Here is a 15,439-nt window from a genome sequence, read left to right as displayed (position 1 = left end):
CTCCCCCTAATAATAGGTTAATAACTACATTTGTTTGTGCTCGTTCATGGTTTCACTTTATTCAGCTTGGTTCCCTATGCCTGCCTCTTCCTGCAGCCATTTCGAAATTCGGGGAACGATCCCCTCTGTCGGCATGTGCTCCATCTTCGGTCCAGGCAAGGAATATAAGAAATACTTCCCGTAATAGGATTCAATGACCCGAGTATCGTAAACGATGACAATCCCCTTATCCTGCGCGGTCCGTACCAGTCGGCCAAATCCCTGTTTGAAGCGAATGACCGCTTGCGGAACCGAAAGCTTCATGAACGGGTTCTTCTTCTGCTGCTGCAGAAGCTCGCTCTTGGCTTCGACCAGAGGGTGATTCGGCGGCTGGAACGGCAGCCGGACGATGGCAAGGCAGGTGAGCGCCTCACCGGGTATATCTACTCCTTCCCAGAAGGAGCTGGTGCCCAGCAGAACCGAAGCGCTGCTATCCTGGAATCTCCGGATTAACTTGGTACGGCTGGTTCCGTCCATCCCTTGTCCCAGTACCGTAATATCGCTGGATCCCAGCGCCTCCTTCAAGGGCTCATGCACCTGACGCAGCATGCGGTACGAGGTGAACAGGACAAGCATGCGACCATGCGTTGCGATGGCCGTATCAGCCAATGATTGCACAAGTGTATTCACAAAGAGTGCATCCCCGACCGAGCCCTTCACGCTCGGAAAATCGCGCGGCACAACAAGGAGAGCCTGCTCCCTGTAATTAAACGGGGACGGCAGCAGGACCGTGTTCAGGTTGCCGCTATCTGCCGCTTCCTGAAGACCCAAATTCTCGATCATGAACTGAAACGATTTGTCCACCGACAAGGTCGCCGATGTCAGGATCACGCTTTGTTTTTTGTCAAAAAACAATTCCTTTAAATGGGTGCTGACGTCGACAGGCACCGCATAAAGCTGCAGCGATTTGCCGCGGAAGTTGCCGTTCGCCTCCATCCAGTATACCGTGCCCTCATCATTCAGGGACATGAAGGTCCTCAGGTCCTCGCGGTGTGCGGCCAGGTCCTTAAATAGACCCGATAGGTCTGTTAACAGACTGTCCGCGCTGTAGTCGTCCAGATCTTCCTTCATTTCGGCAATCAGCTTGTCACCCTTGCGAACGACATCGCCGAGCGCCAGATGAATTTGATGCTCCAGCTCGGCCAGCGAATTCCAATCCTTCGGCTTTTTCAGAGGCGATAAGCGAAGCGAGAATTGTCCGGCATCCCCCGGAGTCGCGTCTCCGCGCTCCGGAAGCAGTCCGAACAATTGGTCGCTGAGCCGGTCCCAATTCTCTTTGACGGTGATCAGATCCGGATAAATCCGGTCGATGATGGAAGACCACTCGACAGCCTTCTCATGGGACGACGCTTGCAGCAGCTGGCGAAGAGCCGGAAGCTGACCGCTTCGGCTGTCTTTGTACATACGGGTCAACGTATGGACAACCGAAAAATATTTCATCTGCAAGCCAAGGTGCTTGCCCGCGACGTCCTCCAGATGATGCGCTTCATCGATGACGAGACGCTCATAACTCGGAAGCAGCTGGTGATTCGCTTTCACGTCGGTGAACAGCTTCGAATGGTTCGTAATGACAACATCCGCGATGCCCGCCTCATGTTTGGCCCTGTGATAATAGCATTTGCGGAACCATGGGCAGGCACGGCCCAGGCAGGAATCCGAATCGCTGGAGATGGTTTCCCAGAAATCCCCTCCACGGCCGCCAAGGTTCAGCTCCTCATCATCCCCGTTCTCCGTCTGGGTCAACCAAACCAGCATTTGCGCTGCGGTGATCACATCTTCCTTCGGGGAATGAAAATCTCTTCTATTTATTTTATGTTCAAATTTTCTCAAACACAAATAATGGCCTCTTCCCTTGAAAATAGCCGCTTTAAAAGGAAAAGGAACAACCTGGGTGAGCAGGGGAATATCCCGGTCACGCAGCTGTTCTTGAAGGTTGATCGTATGCGTGCTCACCATAACCTTCTGTTCCTGCTTCACGCTTTGATAAATCGACGGCAGCAAATACCCGAGAGATTTGCCTGTTCCCGTGCCGGCTTCGATCAATAAATGTTTATTGTTATCGAGTGCCTGCATCACTTCCTGGAACATCATGTCCTGGGCATCCCTGCTCTCGTAATGAGGCAGCGTTTCCTTTAGACGTTCACGGACATCATTCATGTATTGCTCAAAGCTTACATCAGCCAAGGGATTAGGCTCCGTCTCATCCCTGGCAGGCGTTATATCGTTCCAATCGTCAACAGCTAGGGCGAATTGACGATAGTACGTATGGGTGTCTCCGGCTTGTACTGCCTGGAGCTCCCTGTCGGCACGGATGCCGTCAAAGAACCAGGCCAAGTCGCTGTCCTCGTCGGCAAACAGGTCGCTTAACCGCTGCACGGTAAGCAGAGGAAGCTCATCGATCTCCTCCAGGCATTTCAGCAGCGCATAGGCTGTGGCAAGTGCATCGCTGTCCGCCTGATGCGGACGGTCATGCTCCAGGCCGAAATGAGAGGACACCATCCCAAGCTGATAAGAAGGAAGCGAGGGAAAACATATTTTTAAGAAGTGCATCGTATCTAGAATTCGGCCGCTGAACGGTAAATAGCCGCAGCGATCGAGTGCATTTTGCAAAAAGTTAAAATCAAAAGCGACATTGTGCCCAACCAATACAACATCGTCGAGCATGGGCACGAGTTCCATCATCATTTCTTCCAATGACGGAGCATCCGCTACATCACTGTCGGAAATGCCGGTCAAACCGGTAATAAAAGGAGGGATCGGAATCCCGGGATTGACATAGGTGCCGTATACGCGGGAGATGCTTCGATCCTCTTCGATGATGGCCAGTCCAACCTGAATGATCTCATCTGCTGACTGGTTGCCCGTGGTTTCAAAATCCAATACGGCAAATTTCATTTCGATAAAATCCCTTTCCTCCAGACTAATTAACAGCATACCAGAAGTTGCGGGTTTTGAACATTCCGGGTAAAAAATCCCCGCTCTCCTCCGTAAGCTCCATACGGCAAAAAGCGATACCAAAGTCTCAAGGATGAGCTCTGACATCGCTTCTTGTTTTGGCTTGATTTTTACAGCAAAGAGATCAATTGGCTGCCGTACTGGAGTTCCCCTCGCTTCTGCTTGCAGACCTCCAAATTGATAATGGGGTCAGGAAGCGTCGGGTCGCTGTGAATCGCCAGTGCGAAATGCTCCTCGGCCTTCCCTTGCTGTCCATTCAACACCTCGATGCATCCAAGCGCATTGTAAATCATCGCCCGCATCTTTTTGTTGTCTGCCAGGGGTAGGATGGACACCAATACATCGGATGCCGGTATGGTTTGCCCCAAATAAAGATGGGACATCGCAATATACAGCTTGATCAGAAGGCTATCCGGAAATACGGTGGCGGCCGCCTCAAACTGCTGTATGGCCGGCTGGAACATCAACAACTTGTAATAACCTTGACCGCGAATAAATGCATCAAGCTGCAATTCAGGCGCTTCGGTCGGTGGAAAAACAGGAGGCGAGGCGGCACTCTCGCGGAAGATGGCCATCTTCTCTTCAAAATGGAGCCATTCCTCGATAATGCCCTCGCTCATGCTTTTGAGCATGTTCCAGTTTTGTACCAGCGCCTGTTTTTGGGGACCTTGAGCAGAAGGGTAATGCTTCACAATTTCATCTAACATGTTGTTCATTTCAGCGAATACATGTTGAAACATAGCTGCATCCCACCCTTAGCGGAAAAATGAGATCAGTGCGTCGACCTGCACTCATTTTCTGTAGAAGACGGTCTTTTCATCCCTTTAAGGTCCCGACACATTTTGGTTCTTAGGAGTCCTTTAGAGAACCGCGGCGTGAACCTCACGGTATTTCGTGTTTACCGGCTTATTCAATTCGTCAACGATCACGACCGTTGGGGTGTGATTGTCGTATTCCTCTTTGGACATCATGGCGTAAGAAATGATGATGACGTTGTCGCCAGGCTGTACAAGCCTTGCAGCTGCCCCGTTCAGGCAAATCACGCCGCTGCCGCGTTCGCCTTTGATCACGTACGTTTCCAAACGGGCGCCATTGTTATTGTTCACGATTTGAACTTTTTCATTCTCCAGAAGATCTGCAGCCTCCATCAGATCCTCATCAATGGTAATGCTGCCCACATAGTTCAGATTGGCTTCCGTCACCGTTGCGCGGTGGATTTTGGATTTCATCATTGTTCTAAACATGGGATCCCCCTACTTTTGGTTGAAGTAACGCATTGTCAATGAGGCGGGTACGGCCAAATCGTACGGCCAGCGCCATAATGATGGTTCTGCCTTCATCCGCAATGCGATATGAATCTTCCACAGGAACAAGTTCCGGGAAAGTGAGCAACTCTGCATAATCAATGTCTGCGAGCGGGGACCGGGATATATAATCCCGAAGAAACGCACGGATCTCTCCTGCCGTCGTCGCTTGTCCCTGCCGGATTGCCTCCTGAGCCGTCCGTAATGAGCCCGACAGCACAAGTGCCTCTTTCCGCTCTTCCGGCTGCAAATACACGTTGCGCGAGCTTAGAGCGAGGCCGTCAGCTTCGCGAATGATCGGACAAGGCACGATGGTCACGTCCATGTTCAAGTCCTGCACCATTTGCTCAATCACGGCCACCTGCTGGGCATCCTTCATTCCGAAGAAAGCATAGTCAGGTTTTACGATATTAAACAATTTATTAACAACCGTGGTAACACCGTCAAAATGCCCGGGACGGGAGGCCCCGCACAATAATGACGTAATTTCCGATACGGCAATCTTCGTTTTGGTCGGCTGGGGATACATTTCCTGAACCGTGGGAATAAAAACCACATTCACCCCTTCGGATTCCGCCAACGCCAGATCGCGTGCCTCATCCCGAGGGTAGGTCTCATAATCCTCACCCGGTCCGAATTGAATCGGATTGACAAAGATACTGACGACCACCGTACCTGCCATTTCCCGCGCCTTGCGCATCAGGCTGGCGTGCCCTTCATGCAAATAACCCATCGTAGGCACAAGTCCTACCGGACCACTGCCGGATTCTCGGCGGTCCTTAAGTTCTGATCTTAATTCCGCAATGGTGCGAATCACTTTCATGATGTCGTGCCCACCTTCTCCTTTTGACTCCCATATAATGTGCTTGCCGTTTCGGAAGCTGCATGATTCTCGGCCTTAAAAACATGCTCCTCGGCCGGGAATGAGCGGTCCTTCACTTCCTTCACGTACTGCGTGATGCCTTCACGGATGATGGAACCGACATCGGCGTAGGTTTTCACGAAACGTTTATCCCGATAAGGGGACGCGTACTTCAATATATCATGGAATACCAGCACCTGACCGTCACAGTAGCGGCCCGCTCCGATGCCAATCGTCGGTATGCTCAGCGCTTTGGATATTTCTGCTGCCGCCTCTTCCGTAACCAGCTCCAATACAATGGCAAATGCTCCTGCCGCTTCAAGTGCCTTCGCATCATTCATGAGCCGCTGCGCGTCTTGGGCATCCTTGCCCTGTATGCGGTAGCCGCCAATCTGATTCACCGACTGAGGCGTCAGCCCGATATGGCCCAGCACCGGTACGCCGGACTGTACAATCCGTTTCACGGTGCCGGCGATTTCTTCTCCGCCTTCCATTTTGACGGCATGCGCATGGCCTTCCTGCATCAATCTCCGCACCCCGCGGAGACTTTCATCAATATCTCCGTGGTAGGTCATAAACGGCATATCCGCTACGATGAACGTTTCTTCCGCTCCACGAGCGACTGCACGGGTATGGTATACCATGTCGTCAAGCGTTACCGGAATGGTGGAGTTATAGCCAAGCACGACATTACCGAGGGAATCGCCTACCAATATCATATCAATATCCGCTTCCTCCGCCAGCTTGGCAGAAGGATAATCATACGCGGTCAGCATGGTGATCGGTACACCCTTCTTCTTCATGTTCTTCATCTTTACGATGTTCAGTGGTTGTTTGCCTGCCATTGTGACACAGCCTCCTTTGTGTAAATAAGTTAGACACAATAAAAAAACCTTTTAGCACATACTTGCTAAAAAGTCCGAAAGGCAAAAAAGAGTCACTCGCGATCGTCCCTTCTGTCTCGGTCCTTTCGGCTCAGAGCAGAATCCAACGTAACCGGCATAACAGTTATGAAGGTGTTCTAAAAAAATGTTCATTGCCACTTGCTGAAGAGTGCAATTCGCTCATGGCGATACCGCCTCTTGGTCATAGTATAACAAATTTGAGCCACGATTTCACCATGTTTCATTTACCTGGTATCAAAAAGAATTTCACCGGAATATACGGGGATTAGCTCGTCATCATGATTGCGAACCAGCAGCGCGCCGTCCCGGTTAAGTCCTGTGGCAATCCCGCTAAAACGGTCACGGGCCGTCTGCACTTGAACTTCCCTGCCCACCGTGCCGGATAATGCTTCCCAGAGAGAGGCAATAGGCTCGAAGCCCTGCTCGTTGTACAATTCATATAAAACCTCCATCTCCGCCATAATGGACTGAATCAGCCCTGTCCGGTTGACGGTTGCTCCGCCAGCCATGCGAATCGAAGTCGCAACGCCGCGCAGCTCCTCCGGAAAATCCGATTCCTTCAGATTGGCACTGATTCCGATTCCGGCTATGCAGTAGCGCACCCTTTCGTCTTCTGTTGCAGACTCCAGCAGAATGCCGCAAACCTTTTTGCCCTGAAACAGAATGTCGTTTGGCCACTTAATATCGGTCTGCACACCGGCGCACTTCGCAATCGCACGGCATACCGCTACGCCTGTCAATAAGGTCAGCTGCTGGGTTAAATGCAGCGGCTGCTTCGGTCTGAGCACCAGGCTCATCCATATGCCTTTGCCTCTTGGAGAATGGAATTTTCTTCCCATCCTCCCGCGACCGCCTGTCTGCTCTTCCGAAATCACAAGCGTGCCTTCGGTTGCCCCTTCTTCCGCCAATTGACGGGCATCTTCCTGAGTAGATGACGTTTTGTCAAGGAGCTTCAGCGGTTTACCGAAGGTTTGACTGGTCATCCCCGCTGTCAGTTGCTCCACGCTCAGTTTGTCCGGTTCATCGATCATGCGGTAGCCAAGCCGCGGAACGGCCTCAAAATCATATCCCCATTGACGGAGCTTATTGATCTGCTTCCATACGGCTGTCCGGCTGATGGACAATTTACGACTGATCTCTTCTCCGGACAAAAATTGCCCGGAATGCTCCTGGAACATTTTCAGAAGCGTATTGTCTTGATCATAATCCTTCATTATGAATTACCACCCGCTTTGCTTCTTCAATCAACGATTCCTTATCGTTGTTAATTAAACCTGCCGCCGCTTTCTCCAGCAATTGCCCGAGAAGTTCTCCGAGCCATGGGCCTCCACGCTTGTCCAGCGTTTCAAGCAGTTCGTTTCCGGTGATGGCCAAATCTTTCAAACTCCGAATTCGGAGTTCCCGGAGCCAACCGTCAAGCTGTTCAATTACGCTTAATGAAGCTGAGGCTGCTCCCGTTTGGTTCAAGGCCTTCTGCAGCTGCAACCAGCCTTGAGCTGCCTCGGCTCCGTGGACGAGGACCAGCTTAATCCATCGGTGCCTGTGACTCTCGGCAGCTTCCACTTCCTGCTTTTGCCGATAAGACTCATGAAGCGCTAACAGCTTTACGATGGCTTCCCGCTGCTTATTGGAGAACGTCCACGATCGTAGCAGCTCCTCTGCCTCCAGGGCTGAAATGCCGCAGGCAAGCAGCAGCAGCGCCCAGCGGATCGTAGGTTGCTCCGGCTTGATCCCATTCATGGCTTCTATCGCTTTCATGTCATGTCCGGTATATGGAAAGGGCGCCTTCATTCGGGCGTACAGGCCGCTGCGGACAAACAGCTCCAGCCCGCGCAAGGGGGCCGGACCTGTTAGAATCTTTTCAAATTCACTGCGAATGCGCTCCATCGCAATCCAGCTTAAGGTGTCTCTCTCCGAGAGAATCCCTCTCCAAGTATGCACAGCGATGGAGAACCCGAATACGGAAGCGAAACGGATGCAGCGAACCATGCGCAGGGCGTCTTCGCGGAAACGGAGGCGTGCATCGCCCACGCAGCGGATCACCTGCCTGTCAATATCCGCCCGTCCGCCAAACGGATCCACCCAGGAGCCATCAATCCCTCGGGCCATTGCGTTCATCGTAAAATCACGTCGTCGCAAATCCTCCGTTACTTCTTCGACGAAAGCAACCTCCGTTGGATGACGGTGGTCCTCATAACCGCTCTCCACGCGATAGGTCGTCACTTCGAAAGACTGGCCTTCCATCAGCACCGTCACGGTCCCATGCTTGATTCCTGTAGGAATAACCTTGGGAAAGATGGAACAGGTGACCTCGGGCAAGGCGGAGGTAGTTATATCCATATCACTGACCCTGCGTCCCATGTATTCATCACGGACACAGCCTCCGACCCAATACGCTTCATGTCCATGCCGAAGCAGAGTCCGGACCACGTCCGCACTCCGCTCAGACATATCAGGATCCGCGTTGCGCCATCGTATTGAATTAAACATATCTGCCATAGTTTCCCGTTCCTTTATCCGAAAAACAACGAGAGGGTCGAGCTTAGCCGCAGACCGGCTTCAGCTCGCTAACCTCCCGTCCCAATACTCGGTAATATATTTCTTCGTACTTGCCCCGTATCAATTCATTGCAGAACATCGTTTTGGAACGATGGAGACAAGCCTTGCGAAGCCGCTCACTAAGCGCTTCATCCTTTAATATTTCAAGCACATGCTGGGCCATTGAATAGGTGTCTCCGATTGGAGCCAAATAGCCGGTTTCGCCATGGGTAATCAACTCGGGAATCCCGCCTGCCGTGGAGCCGACGGTAGGCACTCCGCAGGCCATCGCTTCCAGAGCGACCAGGCCAAAGCTTTCTTTCTCGGAAGGAAGCAGCAGCACATCGGCCATCGATATCACGTGCGCAATTTCATCTTGTTTGCCTAAAAAATGCACCTTGCTGCCGAGTCCCAGCTCATTGATCCGGCATTGGATTTTCGGAAGCTCCGGCCCTTCCCCGACAAGGAGCAGCTTCGCCGGTACCTGTTCCTGGACCAGGGCGAATATTTCCAGCACGTCTGCTACCCGTTTAACCGGACGGAAGTTGGAAATATGCATCAAAATCTTTTCATTCTCATCTGCATAATCTTTACGCAGCGATTTCGAATCCCGCGGATAATACACCCGGGGATCCACAAAATTGTAGGTAAGGTCAATATCCCGGCTTATATCCAGCAGCTCCCGCGTTTCTCGAATGAGATCCTGAGAGACAGCCGTAACGGCATCACTTTCGTTAATGGCGAGCCGAATCAGGTCCTTCAGCGATTCATCCTGCGCCAGAACCGTGATGTCGGTTCCATGCAGCGTCGTGACGACCTTCAGTTGATCTCCGACCATCTGCTTTGCCAAGAAGGCACACACGGCATGCGGCACCGCATAGTGCACATGAAGCACATCAAGCTGCTGCATTTTGGCTACCTGAGCCATCTTTGTCGCTAGCGACAAATCATATGGCGGGTATCGGAACACATAGTAGTCGTTTACTTCAACTTCATGATAAAAAATATTTTTATGGAAAGTTCCTAACCGGAACGGAATGCTGTGAGCAATAAAATGAACCTGGTGGCCTTGCTCGGCTAGGAGTTTCCCCAGCTCTGTCGCCACCACGCCCGACCCGCCCAATGAAGGGTAACAGGTAATGCCGATTTTTAATGGTTGTTGATTCATGTCAGGCCTCCTTTACGTACGCCTCTATATATTATGCCTGCTTGGAGCCGAATAGATGAACAACATACGGACTTTTACAAGCGAAACCTTCTGCATAAGGAATAAGCCTGCGCGCTCCAAGCAGTGAATCCCTGGCCCGCACACGCTCTATGTACCCCTCGGTCAGCGGGGTAGAGACTGCATCTTCTTCAGCCTTTTGGAACTGGGAACGGTAACAAGACAGGGCCTGCTCCTTAACGGCGTAATGATCCGTAACGTCAACGACCAGGTCCGTTCTTCCGATATCATTAATGAAATAAAAATAAAGCTCGTCCACCTTAACCGGCGGCTGCTCGGGCATGTAACGACGAAGCTTGGCATTAAATACCGCTTCCTCAACCAATCGGCTGCAAGCCACATGGTCCGGATGGCGATCCTCCCAGTAAGGAGCAAACACAATCGAGGGAGCAAACTTGCGAATCTCGGCTGTGACCGCTTCAATGTTCTCCGGCGTCACAAATAAGCCGCGGTCCGGCAGTCCCAGATTCGTACGGACCTTGAGATCCAGAATCCGGGCAGCTTGGTCTGCCTCCTTCTTGCGAAGGTCGACCGTGCCGTTGGACGACATCTCGGCCTGCGTCAGATCACAGATCCCGACAGACAGTCCCGCTGCCGTATGCTTCGCAATCGTTCCTGCCATCCCGATCTCGGCATCGTCTGCGTGTGCTCCGAAGATTAAAATATCCAGTTGGCTGTTCATTAGCTATCCACACCCGGTTTGTATTTATGAACGAGTTCCCGCCATGCAAAATCGCCACGGTCCAGCGCTTTAACAAGAATCTCGGCCGTTGCCACATTGGTAGCAAGCGGAATTCCCTGCACGTCACACAAACGAAGCAGTGCGTTAATGTCCGGTTCATGAGGCTGTGCCATCAAAGGATCCCGCAAAAAAATGATCAGATCCATCTCATTGTCCGCAACGAGTGCGCCAATCTGCTGGTCGCCGCCAAGCGGCCCTGAAGCAAAACGGTGAATGCTAAGCTTGGTTTGCTCCATAATACGGGTTCCCGTCGTTCCCGTTGAGTAAAGATTATGATCTTCGAATACATTTTCATACGCGATAACAAAATTGACCATTTCCTCTTTTTTACGGTCATGAGCGATAAATGCAATATTCATAGTAATTTCTCCCCTATGTTAGTCGATAAAATGATCAAATCCATAAACCAAGCCGGTGTATCCCATTACCTTCTCTATAGCCATCTTCACGCCTGGCATGTAAGCTGCACGCTCATAGGAATCATGTCGAATCTTCAAGCTCTGCCCGTAACCGCCAAATATAACTTCCTGCTGGGCAAATACACCCGGCAGACGAACACTGTGAATACGGAAGCCGTTATAATACCCGCCTCTGGCGCCCTCGATGACCTCTTCTTCCTTCGGATTGCCCTGCCGGATCTCCTCGCGGTTTGCGGCAATCATTTCTGCTGTTTTGATCGATGTTCCGGAAGGCGCATCAAGCTTCTGGTCACCATGAGTTTCAATGATTTCAACATGAGGCAAATATTTGGCAGCCGCAGCAGCAAACTTCATCATCAGGATCGCTCCGATGGAGAAGTTCGGTGCGATCAAACCGCCGATATTCTGCTCCACACACAGCTTGTCCAACTCTTCGATTTGCTCTGGCGTGAAGCCGGTTGTGCCCATGATCGGACGCACGCCGTGCTTAATGGCCAGAGCCGTGTTGATATAGGCAAACTGCGGTGCTGTAAAATCAACCATGACATCCGGTTTCGATTCAACCAGCGCCATCTCCAGATCGGAGGTCACCGTAATGCCGCAGGCAGGAAGACCCACAAGCGTCCCTGCATCAGCACCCGCATCCGATCGGCCTACAGCGGCAACCAGTTCCAGTTCATCATCGCCCAAAACAAGCTTCACTACTTCTTTACCCATACGGCCGCCGGCACCGACGACCGCAACTGTCCATTTGTTTGCCATTCTACATGTCCTCACTTTCAATCCGATGCTGTATCCTGCATATATGATTTCAAACGCTGTTTGAGTTCCTCCATAATATGCTGAAGCCCACTCTCCTGCGGGTACAATGAAATGACCTCTTTTAGCGTGGAAATGGCGCGCGCATGCTCATCAAGTTCGCTGTAGACCAGAGCAAGCCATACGTAGGCCTGGGCGTATAAAGGGTCCATCGCTACGGCTGATTTCAGATGAGACACGGCCTGATAGAGCTCAGACTTGGTTACATCCTTGCGATTCTCGACCATTTTTCTGGCACGCTGCACCAGCTCCGCCGCCTTGATATGCTGTAAGTGAAGCGCATATTCCGGTTTGTCCGGCTGCAGCCTGACGGCTTCTTCCGCGTGTGTAATCGCCATCTCCAGTTTGTTGCTTCTGCCGTAGGTAATGGAGCATCGGTAATGCACTTCCGCATCTCCCGGATTCGCAATGATCGCTTGCTCAAACCAACGTAACGCCTCTTCGAAATCATTCTGAAGTATGCATCGATATGCTTTTTGTATATAACTTTCAGGTTTCACGGGCTGTCCCTCCCCACAGCGGGTTTGGTACAGCATATGTAGCAACAGCCTAATCGGTGTTTATTTTCGTCCAACGATCGGCATCACGCGTCGCAAATTTATGCATGACTTTCGCGTGCGCTTCCGCGAGATCGATGCCAAGGGAATTGGCAAAACAAATCGTAATAAACAATATATCTCCAAGTTCCATTTCGATGGAATTGTCTGCTTCATCCGCTTTCTTCGGTTTTTCTCCGAACTGATGATTAACCTCTCTGGCGAGCTCGCCCACCTCTTCGGACATCCGGGCCATCATGGATAAAGGACTGAAATAACCTTCCTTGAATTGTGATATGTATTGATCGACTTCCTGCTGCATTTCAGCCATTGATTTTCCCAAGACTCTATAACTCCCTTCACTGCACAGTCTGCCTCAACTTGTAAATCCAAGCTGCAAGCAGCATTCTCTCATGACGAGCGATTGGTTTTAAACCTATGTTATCGTAAAGCGGATTTGAAAACAAATAATTTTTTATGGCTGGGACATGATCGGCACATACTAGGTAGGTGTACGAGCAACCCAGACATAAGGGTAATATCCACCATCGGGAATGCGAGGGGTCTTATGAAAACGTCCAAATTGCTCCATCAGCTTCAAACGATCATTCCGATCATCGCCGGCTCCGCCATTTACGCATTCGGCCTTATGTATTTCATCATTCCGAATGAGCTCATGGAGGGGGGCGTCACCGGCATTACCGTACTGCTTAACTATGCCTTTAACATATCGCCGTCCATCTCAACCATGGCGCTCAATATCCCGTTATTCTTGGTCGGCATGAAAATTCTCGGTAAACGCCAGTCTGTTTACACAGGTCTCGGCATTGCCTCATTAACCCTGTTTCTGTGGCTGTTTGAAGCGTTGATCGACCGCGGTTATGTTGTGCCGTTTCACACCGAACAGGATTATATTCTTGCTGCGCTCTACGCAGGTGTCACATTGGGGGCTGGGCTTGGCATTGTGTTCCGGTTTGGCGGTACGACGGGCGGTTCAGACATTATTGCCAGAATCATTAACCGGAAATTCGGCTTCAGCATGGGCCAAATTATTCTGTCCCTGGATATCTTGATCATCGGGCTATCCTTATTCTTTATCCCGCTCGAGCGGATATTGTATACCCTCGTCGCCGTATTCATCGCTTCCAAGGTCATCGATTTCATTCAGGAAGGCGCTTATGCCGCCAAAGCCTTCACCATCATCAGCGATCAGGCGCCCGAACTTGCCCATCGCATATCAACCGAGATGGATCGTGGGGTTACGCTAATCCCCGCCATCGGCGCCTACTCCAAGCAAGCCAAGCATATGGTATACTGCGTCGTATCCCGGCAGGAAATTCGCCGCTTAACGGGAATCGCCAAATCGTTAGACCCTCGGGCATTTATTATCATTAATGATGTCAATGATGTGCATGGCGAAGGATTTAAAGAGGAATAGCCCGGTTCGCACCGGGCCACAATCGGAACTGCTATGGATTCCCGCCTACATTTTGCGAGGGAACATCGGTTTTGAGCTATACAGCTGACCACGGTATTTGCGGTATCCCGCAAACGTTAATGCCGCCAAAATGAAAGCGCCGATGACCAGCTGCCAGGTCCATGGCTCCTTGACCTCTCCCAGCGGAGCTAGGGCAGGTTCATCCTTTTTCTTGCCAAACAACGTGTTGATCATTTCCTCGCCCTGCGAAACCACTTTTTGCACCTGTGCCGTGTCCCCCGATGACACCAGACCCCCTGCATAGGATATCCAGGACTCCATCATGTTGACATCCTCAGGCTTTCGCTGTATGACAACGGAAGGACGGATGAGTTCATAATGTTCACTGAGGCTGGCATACGCTCGTCTCATGCCAGCCTGATCCTGCTGAGCAGCATATTCCCCCATGACCCTCAGGTCTTCACGTATGACCTTGTAATATTGCAGCCATAACGCATCTTTGACATGGATCAGGCTATCGGTTGCCATACGGAGTTTACCTGCGGACACCATCCAGTGCTGCGGCTCCTGTGTAGCCCGTGCGGTGGCTTCTTTCATCTCCAAAATACTCTCCGCCAAGACATGAATACCTTCTACACCGGTCAACCCCTGAAATGACGAAGCCTCAAACAACCCGGATACCCGGCGAATATCCTCCAGCACGGCTTGTACATTGCCTTCCTCCACATGACGGTATAGCTGCTCTACTTCCTTGTTCAGCGCTTTGGCCTGTATGGATGCGGCGGGCGAAGTCTCCGACTGTTCATTTGCCGGGGTAGCCCATACAGAATCACCCATGCTGACGGTAACCAGCATAAGCAGTGCAGACAGGCACAGCAGGAGCTTCGGAAAGGTTCGAAACATGGGACATCCCTCCTACCGTATATGTATGGCAGAAGGGATGCTCATAGAACCGCGTTGCCTACACGGCTAACGGTGTTTGGAATTCCCGTATTTCATGAAGATCCAGCCGGCAAAACCGCTGAAGAGAGTCAAAAGATAGGTGAACAACTCGACTGCTGAAAGGTCATCATATAATTGACCCGGCAGCCAAGGAAATACGCCGTACGTATAATCTACGGTGTCATTCAACAGTGTCCAGGCAATGGCCCCGGTGAGCGCTGTCCAGCGATAATGAAACAATCGTACGAACAATAACGCTTCCACCGCCATCGCCGTATGTGAAGCAACGAGCATCCAATCCTGCCATGCCAGCACATCCCCTTGGGCTTGTCCGGCAAATATGATAGCAACAGCCCATATTCCATACTTTACCGAAGTAACGACCGCCAGCGCCTCAATGAATTGCTGAAACAAAGAGCCCCCAAGCCCCCGAGGCGGGTAAAGGAGCAGCAGAAGCGCTAAACTGAAGAATAAACTGGCCGTCGGGCTGTCCGGTACGAATATGACCTGCCATAGCAAGCCATGATCCACGGTATCGACCATTTGACCACCATACCATATGTATCCATAAATCGTTCCAAGGATGTTGCATATGAGCAGCAACCAGAGAATCGATCGCTTGCTTAGAAATTCCCGGCTCCAAAAATACGAAATCGACAAGCTCCGTCCTCCTGTCCTGTTCCTTGTATTGTTCATTTTACGACTAATGCCGATT

The 15,439-nt window shown here is 51.3% G+C and carries 16 protein-coding genes; 1 reads left to right on the top strand and 15 read right to left on the bottom strand.

Going from position 1 to position 15,439, the window contains the following annotated elements; genetic code table 11:
- Nucleotides 1-57 precede the first annotated feature (57 nt).
- The 13 genes from dinG to MKY82_RS11865 all read right to left on the bottom strand — a co-directional run bounded on the left by dinG (nt 58) and on the right by MKY82_RS11865 (nt 12,687).
- A complete protein-coding gene (gene dinG, locus MKY82_RS11925) occupies nt 58-2,934 on the bottom strand; it encodes an ATP-dependent DNA helicase DinG (RefSeq protein WP_339296132.1) in 2,877 nt (958 codons plus the stop codon).
- A 170-nt stretch (nt 2,935-3,104) separates the two neighbouring features.
- The gene (locus tag MKY82_RS11920) at nt 3,105-3,734 is read right to left on the bottom strand and encodes a hypothetical protein (RefSeq protein WP_339296131.1); all 630 of its coding nucleotides are present in this window, start codon (nt 3,732-3,734) and stop codon (nt 3,105-3,107) included.
- Nucleotides 3,735-3,854: 120 nt separating this feature from the next.
- Nucleotides 3,855-4,238, bottom strand: a complete 384-nt coding sequence (gene panD / locus MKY82_RS11915) for an aspartate 1-decarboxylase (RefSeq protein ID WP_339296130.1) — start codon at nt 4,236-4,238, stop codon at nt 3,855-3,857.
- Nucleotides 4,231-5,121, bottom strand: coding sequence for a pantoate--beta-alanine ligase (panC, locus tag MKY82_RS11910; RefSeq protein ID WP_339296129.1), 891 nt, complete (start codon nt 5,119-5,121; stop codon nt 4,231-4,233). Before panC ends, panD begins: the two co-directional genes overlap by 8 nt.
- On the bottom strand, nt 5,118-6,005 hold the full coding sequence (gene panB, locus MKY82_RS11905) for a 3-methyl-2-oxobutanoate hydroxymethyltransferase (RefSeq protein ID WP_339223100.1): 888 nt from the start codon (nt 6,003-6,005) through the stop codon (nt 5,118-5,120). Before panB ends, panC begins: the two co-directional genes overlap by 4 nt.
- A gap of 284 nt (nt 6,006-6,289) precedes the next feature.
- The gene (locus MKY82_RS11900) at nt 6,290-7,279 is read right to left on the bottom strand and encodes a biotin--[acetyl-CoA-carboxylase] ligase (protein WP_194541958.1); all 990 of its coding nucleotides are present in this window, start codon (nt 7,277-7,279) and stop codon (nt 6,290-6,292) included.
- Nucleotides 7,266-8,564, bottom strand: coding sequence for a CCA tRNA nucleotidyltransferase (locus tag MKY82_RS11895; RefSeq protein WP_339296128.1), 1,299 nt, complete (start codon nt 8,562-8,564; stop codon nt 7,266-7,268). The genes MKY82_RS11900 and MKY82_RS11895 overlap by 14 nt, the downstream gene beginning before the upstream one ends.
- 43 nt (nt 8,565-8,607) lie before the next feature.
- Entirely contained in the window at nt 8,608-9,771 is a 1,164-nt protein-coding gene (bshA, locus tag MKY82_RS11890) for an N-acetyl-alpha-D-glucosaminyl L-malate synthase BshA (protein WP_339296127.1), read from the bottom strand.
- Between the two features lie 31 nt (nt 9,772-9,802).
- Complete coding sequence (gene bshB1, locus MKY82_RS11885) at nt 9,803-10,510, bottom strand: bacillithiol biosynthesis deacetylase BshB1 (protein WP_194541955.1); 708 nt, start codon at nt 10,508-10,510, stop codon at nt 9,803-9,805.
- Nucleotides 10,510-10,929 carry a methylglyoxal synthase gene (mgsA, locus tag MKY82_RS11880; protein ID WP_071218384.1) on the bottom strand — a complete coding sequence of 140 codons (420 nt, stop codon included), beginning with the start codon at nt 10,927-10,929 and terminating at the stop codon, nt 10,510-10,512. The genes bshB1 and mgsA overlap by 1 nt, the downstream gene beginning before the upstream one ends.
- A gap of 18 nt (nt 10,930-10,947) precedes the next feature.
- A complete protein-coding gene (gene dapB, locus MKY82_RS11875; protein WP_194541954.1) occupies nt 10,948-11,751 on the bottom strand; it encodes a 4-hydroxy-tetrahydrodipicolinate reductase in 804 nt (267 codons plus the stop codon).
- A gap of 17 nt (nt 11,752-11,768) precedes the next feature.
- Complete coding sequence (locus MKY82_RS11870) at nt 11,769-12,308, bottom strand: tetratricopeptide repeat protein (protein WP_071218386.1); 540 nt, start codon at nt 12,306-12,308, stop codon at nt 11,769-11,771.
- Between the two features lie 49 nt (nt 12,309-12,357).
- Nucleotides 12,358-12,687 (bottom strand): nucleotide pyrophosphohydrolase, encoded by a 330-nt coding sequence (locus MKY82_RS11865; RefSeq protein WP_071218387.1) that lies wholly within the window; start codon nt 12,685-12,687, stop codon nt 12,358-12,360.
- Nucleotides 12,688-12,912: 225 nt separating this feature from the next.
- Between MKY82_RS11865 and MKY82_RS11860 the strand changes: the two genes are divergently transcribed.
- Entirely contained in the window at nt 12,913-13,782 is an 870-nt protein-coding gene (locus tag MKY82_RS11860; RefSeq protein ID WP_071218388.1) for a YitT family protein, read from the top strand.
- 45 nt (nt 13,783-13,827) lie between these two features.
- Here the strand turns inward: MKY82_RS11860 and MKY82_RS11855 are convergent, their stop codons facing one another.
- A complete protein-coding gene (locus MKY82_RS11855; RefSeq protein ID WP_339296126.1) occupies nt 13,828-14,685 on the bottom strand; it encodes a sporulation protein YpjB in 858 nt (285 codons plus the stop codon).
- Nucleotides 14,686-14,751: 66 nt separating this feature from the next.
- Nucleotides 14,752-15,384 carry a DUF1405 domain-containing protein gene (locus tag MKY82_RS11850; protein ID WP_194541952.1) on the bottom strand — a complete coding sequence of 211 codons (633 nt, stop codon included), beginning with the start codon at nt 15,382-15,384 and terminating at the stop codon, nt 14,752-14,754.
- Nucleotides 15,385-15,439: the final 55 nt, after the last annotated feature.

The organism is Paenibacillus sp. FSL W7-1279 (assembly GCF_037969845.1).
GTDB lineage: Bacteria > Bacillota > Bacilli > Paenibacillales > Paenibacillaceae > Paenibacillus_AQ.
This window is presented reverse-complemented; position numbering and strand designations above follow the sequence as displayed.

Excerpts from the sequence above, each read along its gene's own strand:
- MKY82_RS11855 (WP_339296126.1), bottom strand. The coding sequence starts at position 14,685 with ATGTTTCGAACCTTTCCGAAGCTCCTGCTGTGCCTGTCTGCACTGCTT.
- bshA (WP_339296127.1), bottom strand. The coding sequence starts at position 9,771 with ATGAATCAACAACCATTAAAAATCGGCATTACCTGTTACCCTTCATTG.
- panC (WP_339296129.1), bottom strand. The coding sequence starts at position 5,121 with ATGAAAGTGATTCGCACCATTGCGGAATTAAGATCAGAACTTAAGGAC.
- dinG (WP_339296132.1), bottom strand. The coding sequence starts at position 2,934 with ATGAAATTTGCCGTATTGGATTTTGAAACCACGGGCAACCAGTCAGCA.
- bshB1 (WP_194541955.1), bottom strand. The coding sequence starts at position 10,510 with ATGAACAGCCAACTGGATATTTTAATCTTCGGAGCACACGCAGACGAT.
- panD (WP_339296130.1), bottom strand. The coding sequence starts at position 4,238 with ATGTTTAGAACAATGATGAAATCCAAAATCCACCGCGCAACGGTGACG.
- mgsA (WP_071218384.1), bottom strand. The coding sequence starts at position 10,929 with ATGAATATTGCATTTATCGCTCATGACCGTAAAAAAGAGGAAATGGTC.
- MKY82_RS11900 (WP_194541958.1), bottom strand. The coding sequence starts at position 7,279 with ATGAAGGATTATGATCAAGACAATACGCTTCTGAAAATGTTCCAGGAG.
- dapB (WP_194541954.1), bottom strand. The coding sequence starts at position 11,751 with ATGGCAAACAAATGGACAGTTGCGGTCGTCGGTGCCGGCGGCCGTATG.
- MKY82_RS11860 (WP_071218388.1), top strand. The coding sequence starts at position 12,913 with ATGAAAACGTCCAAATTGCTCCATCAGCTTCAAACGATCATTCCGATC.
- MKY82_RS11895 (WP_339296128.1), bottom strand. The coding sequence starts at position 8,564 with ATGGCAGATATGTTTAATTCAATACGATGGCGCAACGCGGATCCTGAT.
- panB (WP_339223100.1), bottom strand. The coding sequence starts at position 6,005 with ATGGCAGGCAAACAACCACTGAACATCGTAAAGATGAAGAACATGAAG.
- MKY82_RS11920 (WP_339296131.1), bottom strand. The coding sequence starts at position 3,734 with ATGTTTCAACATGTATTCGCTGAAATGAACAACATGTTAGATGAAATT.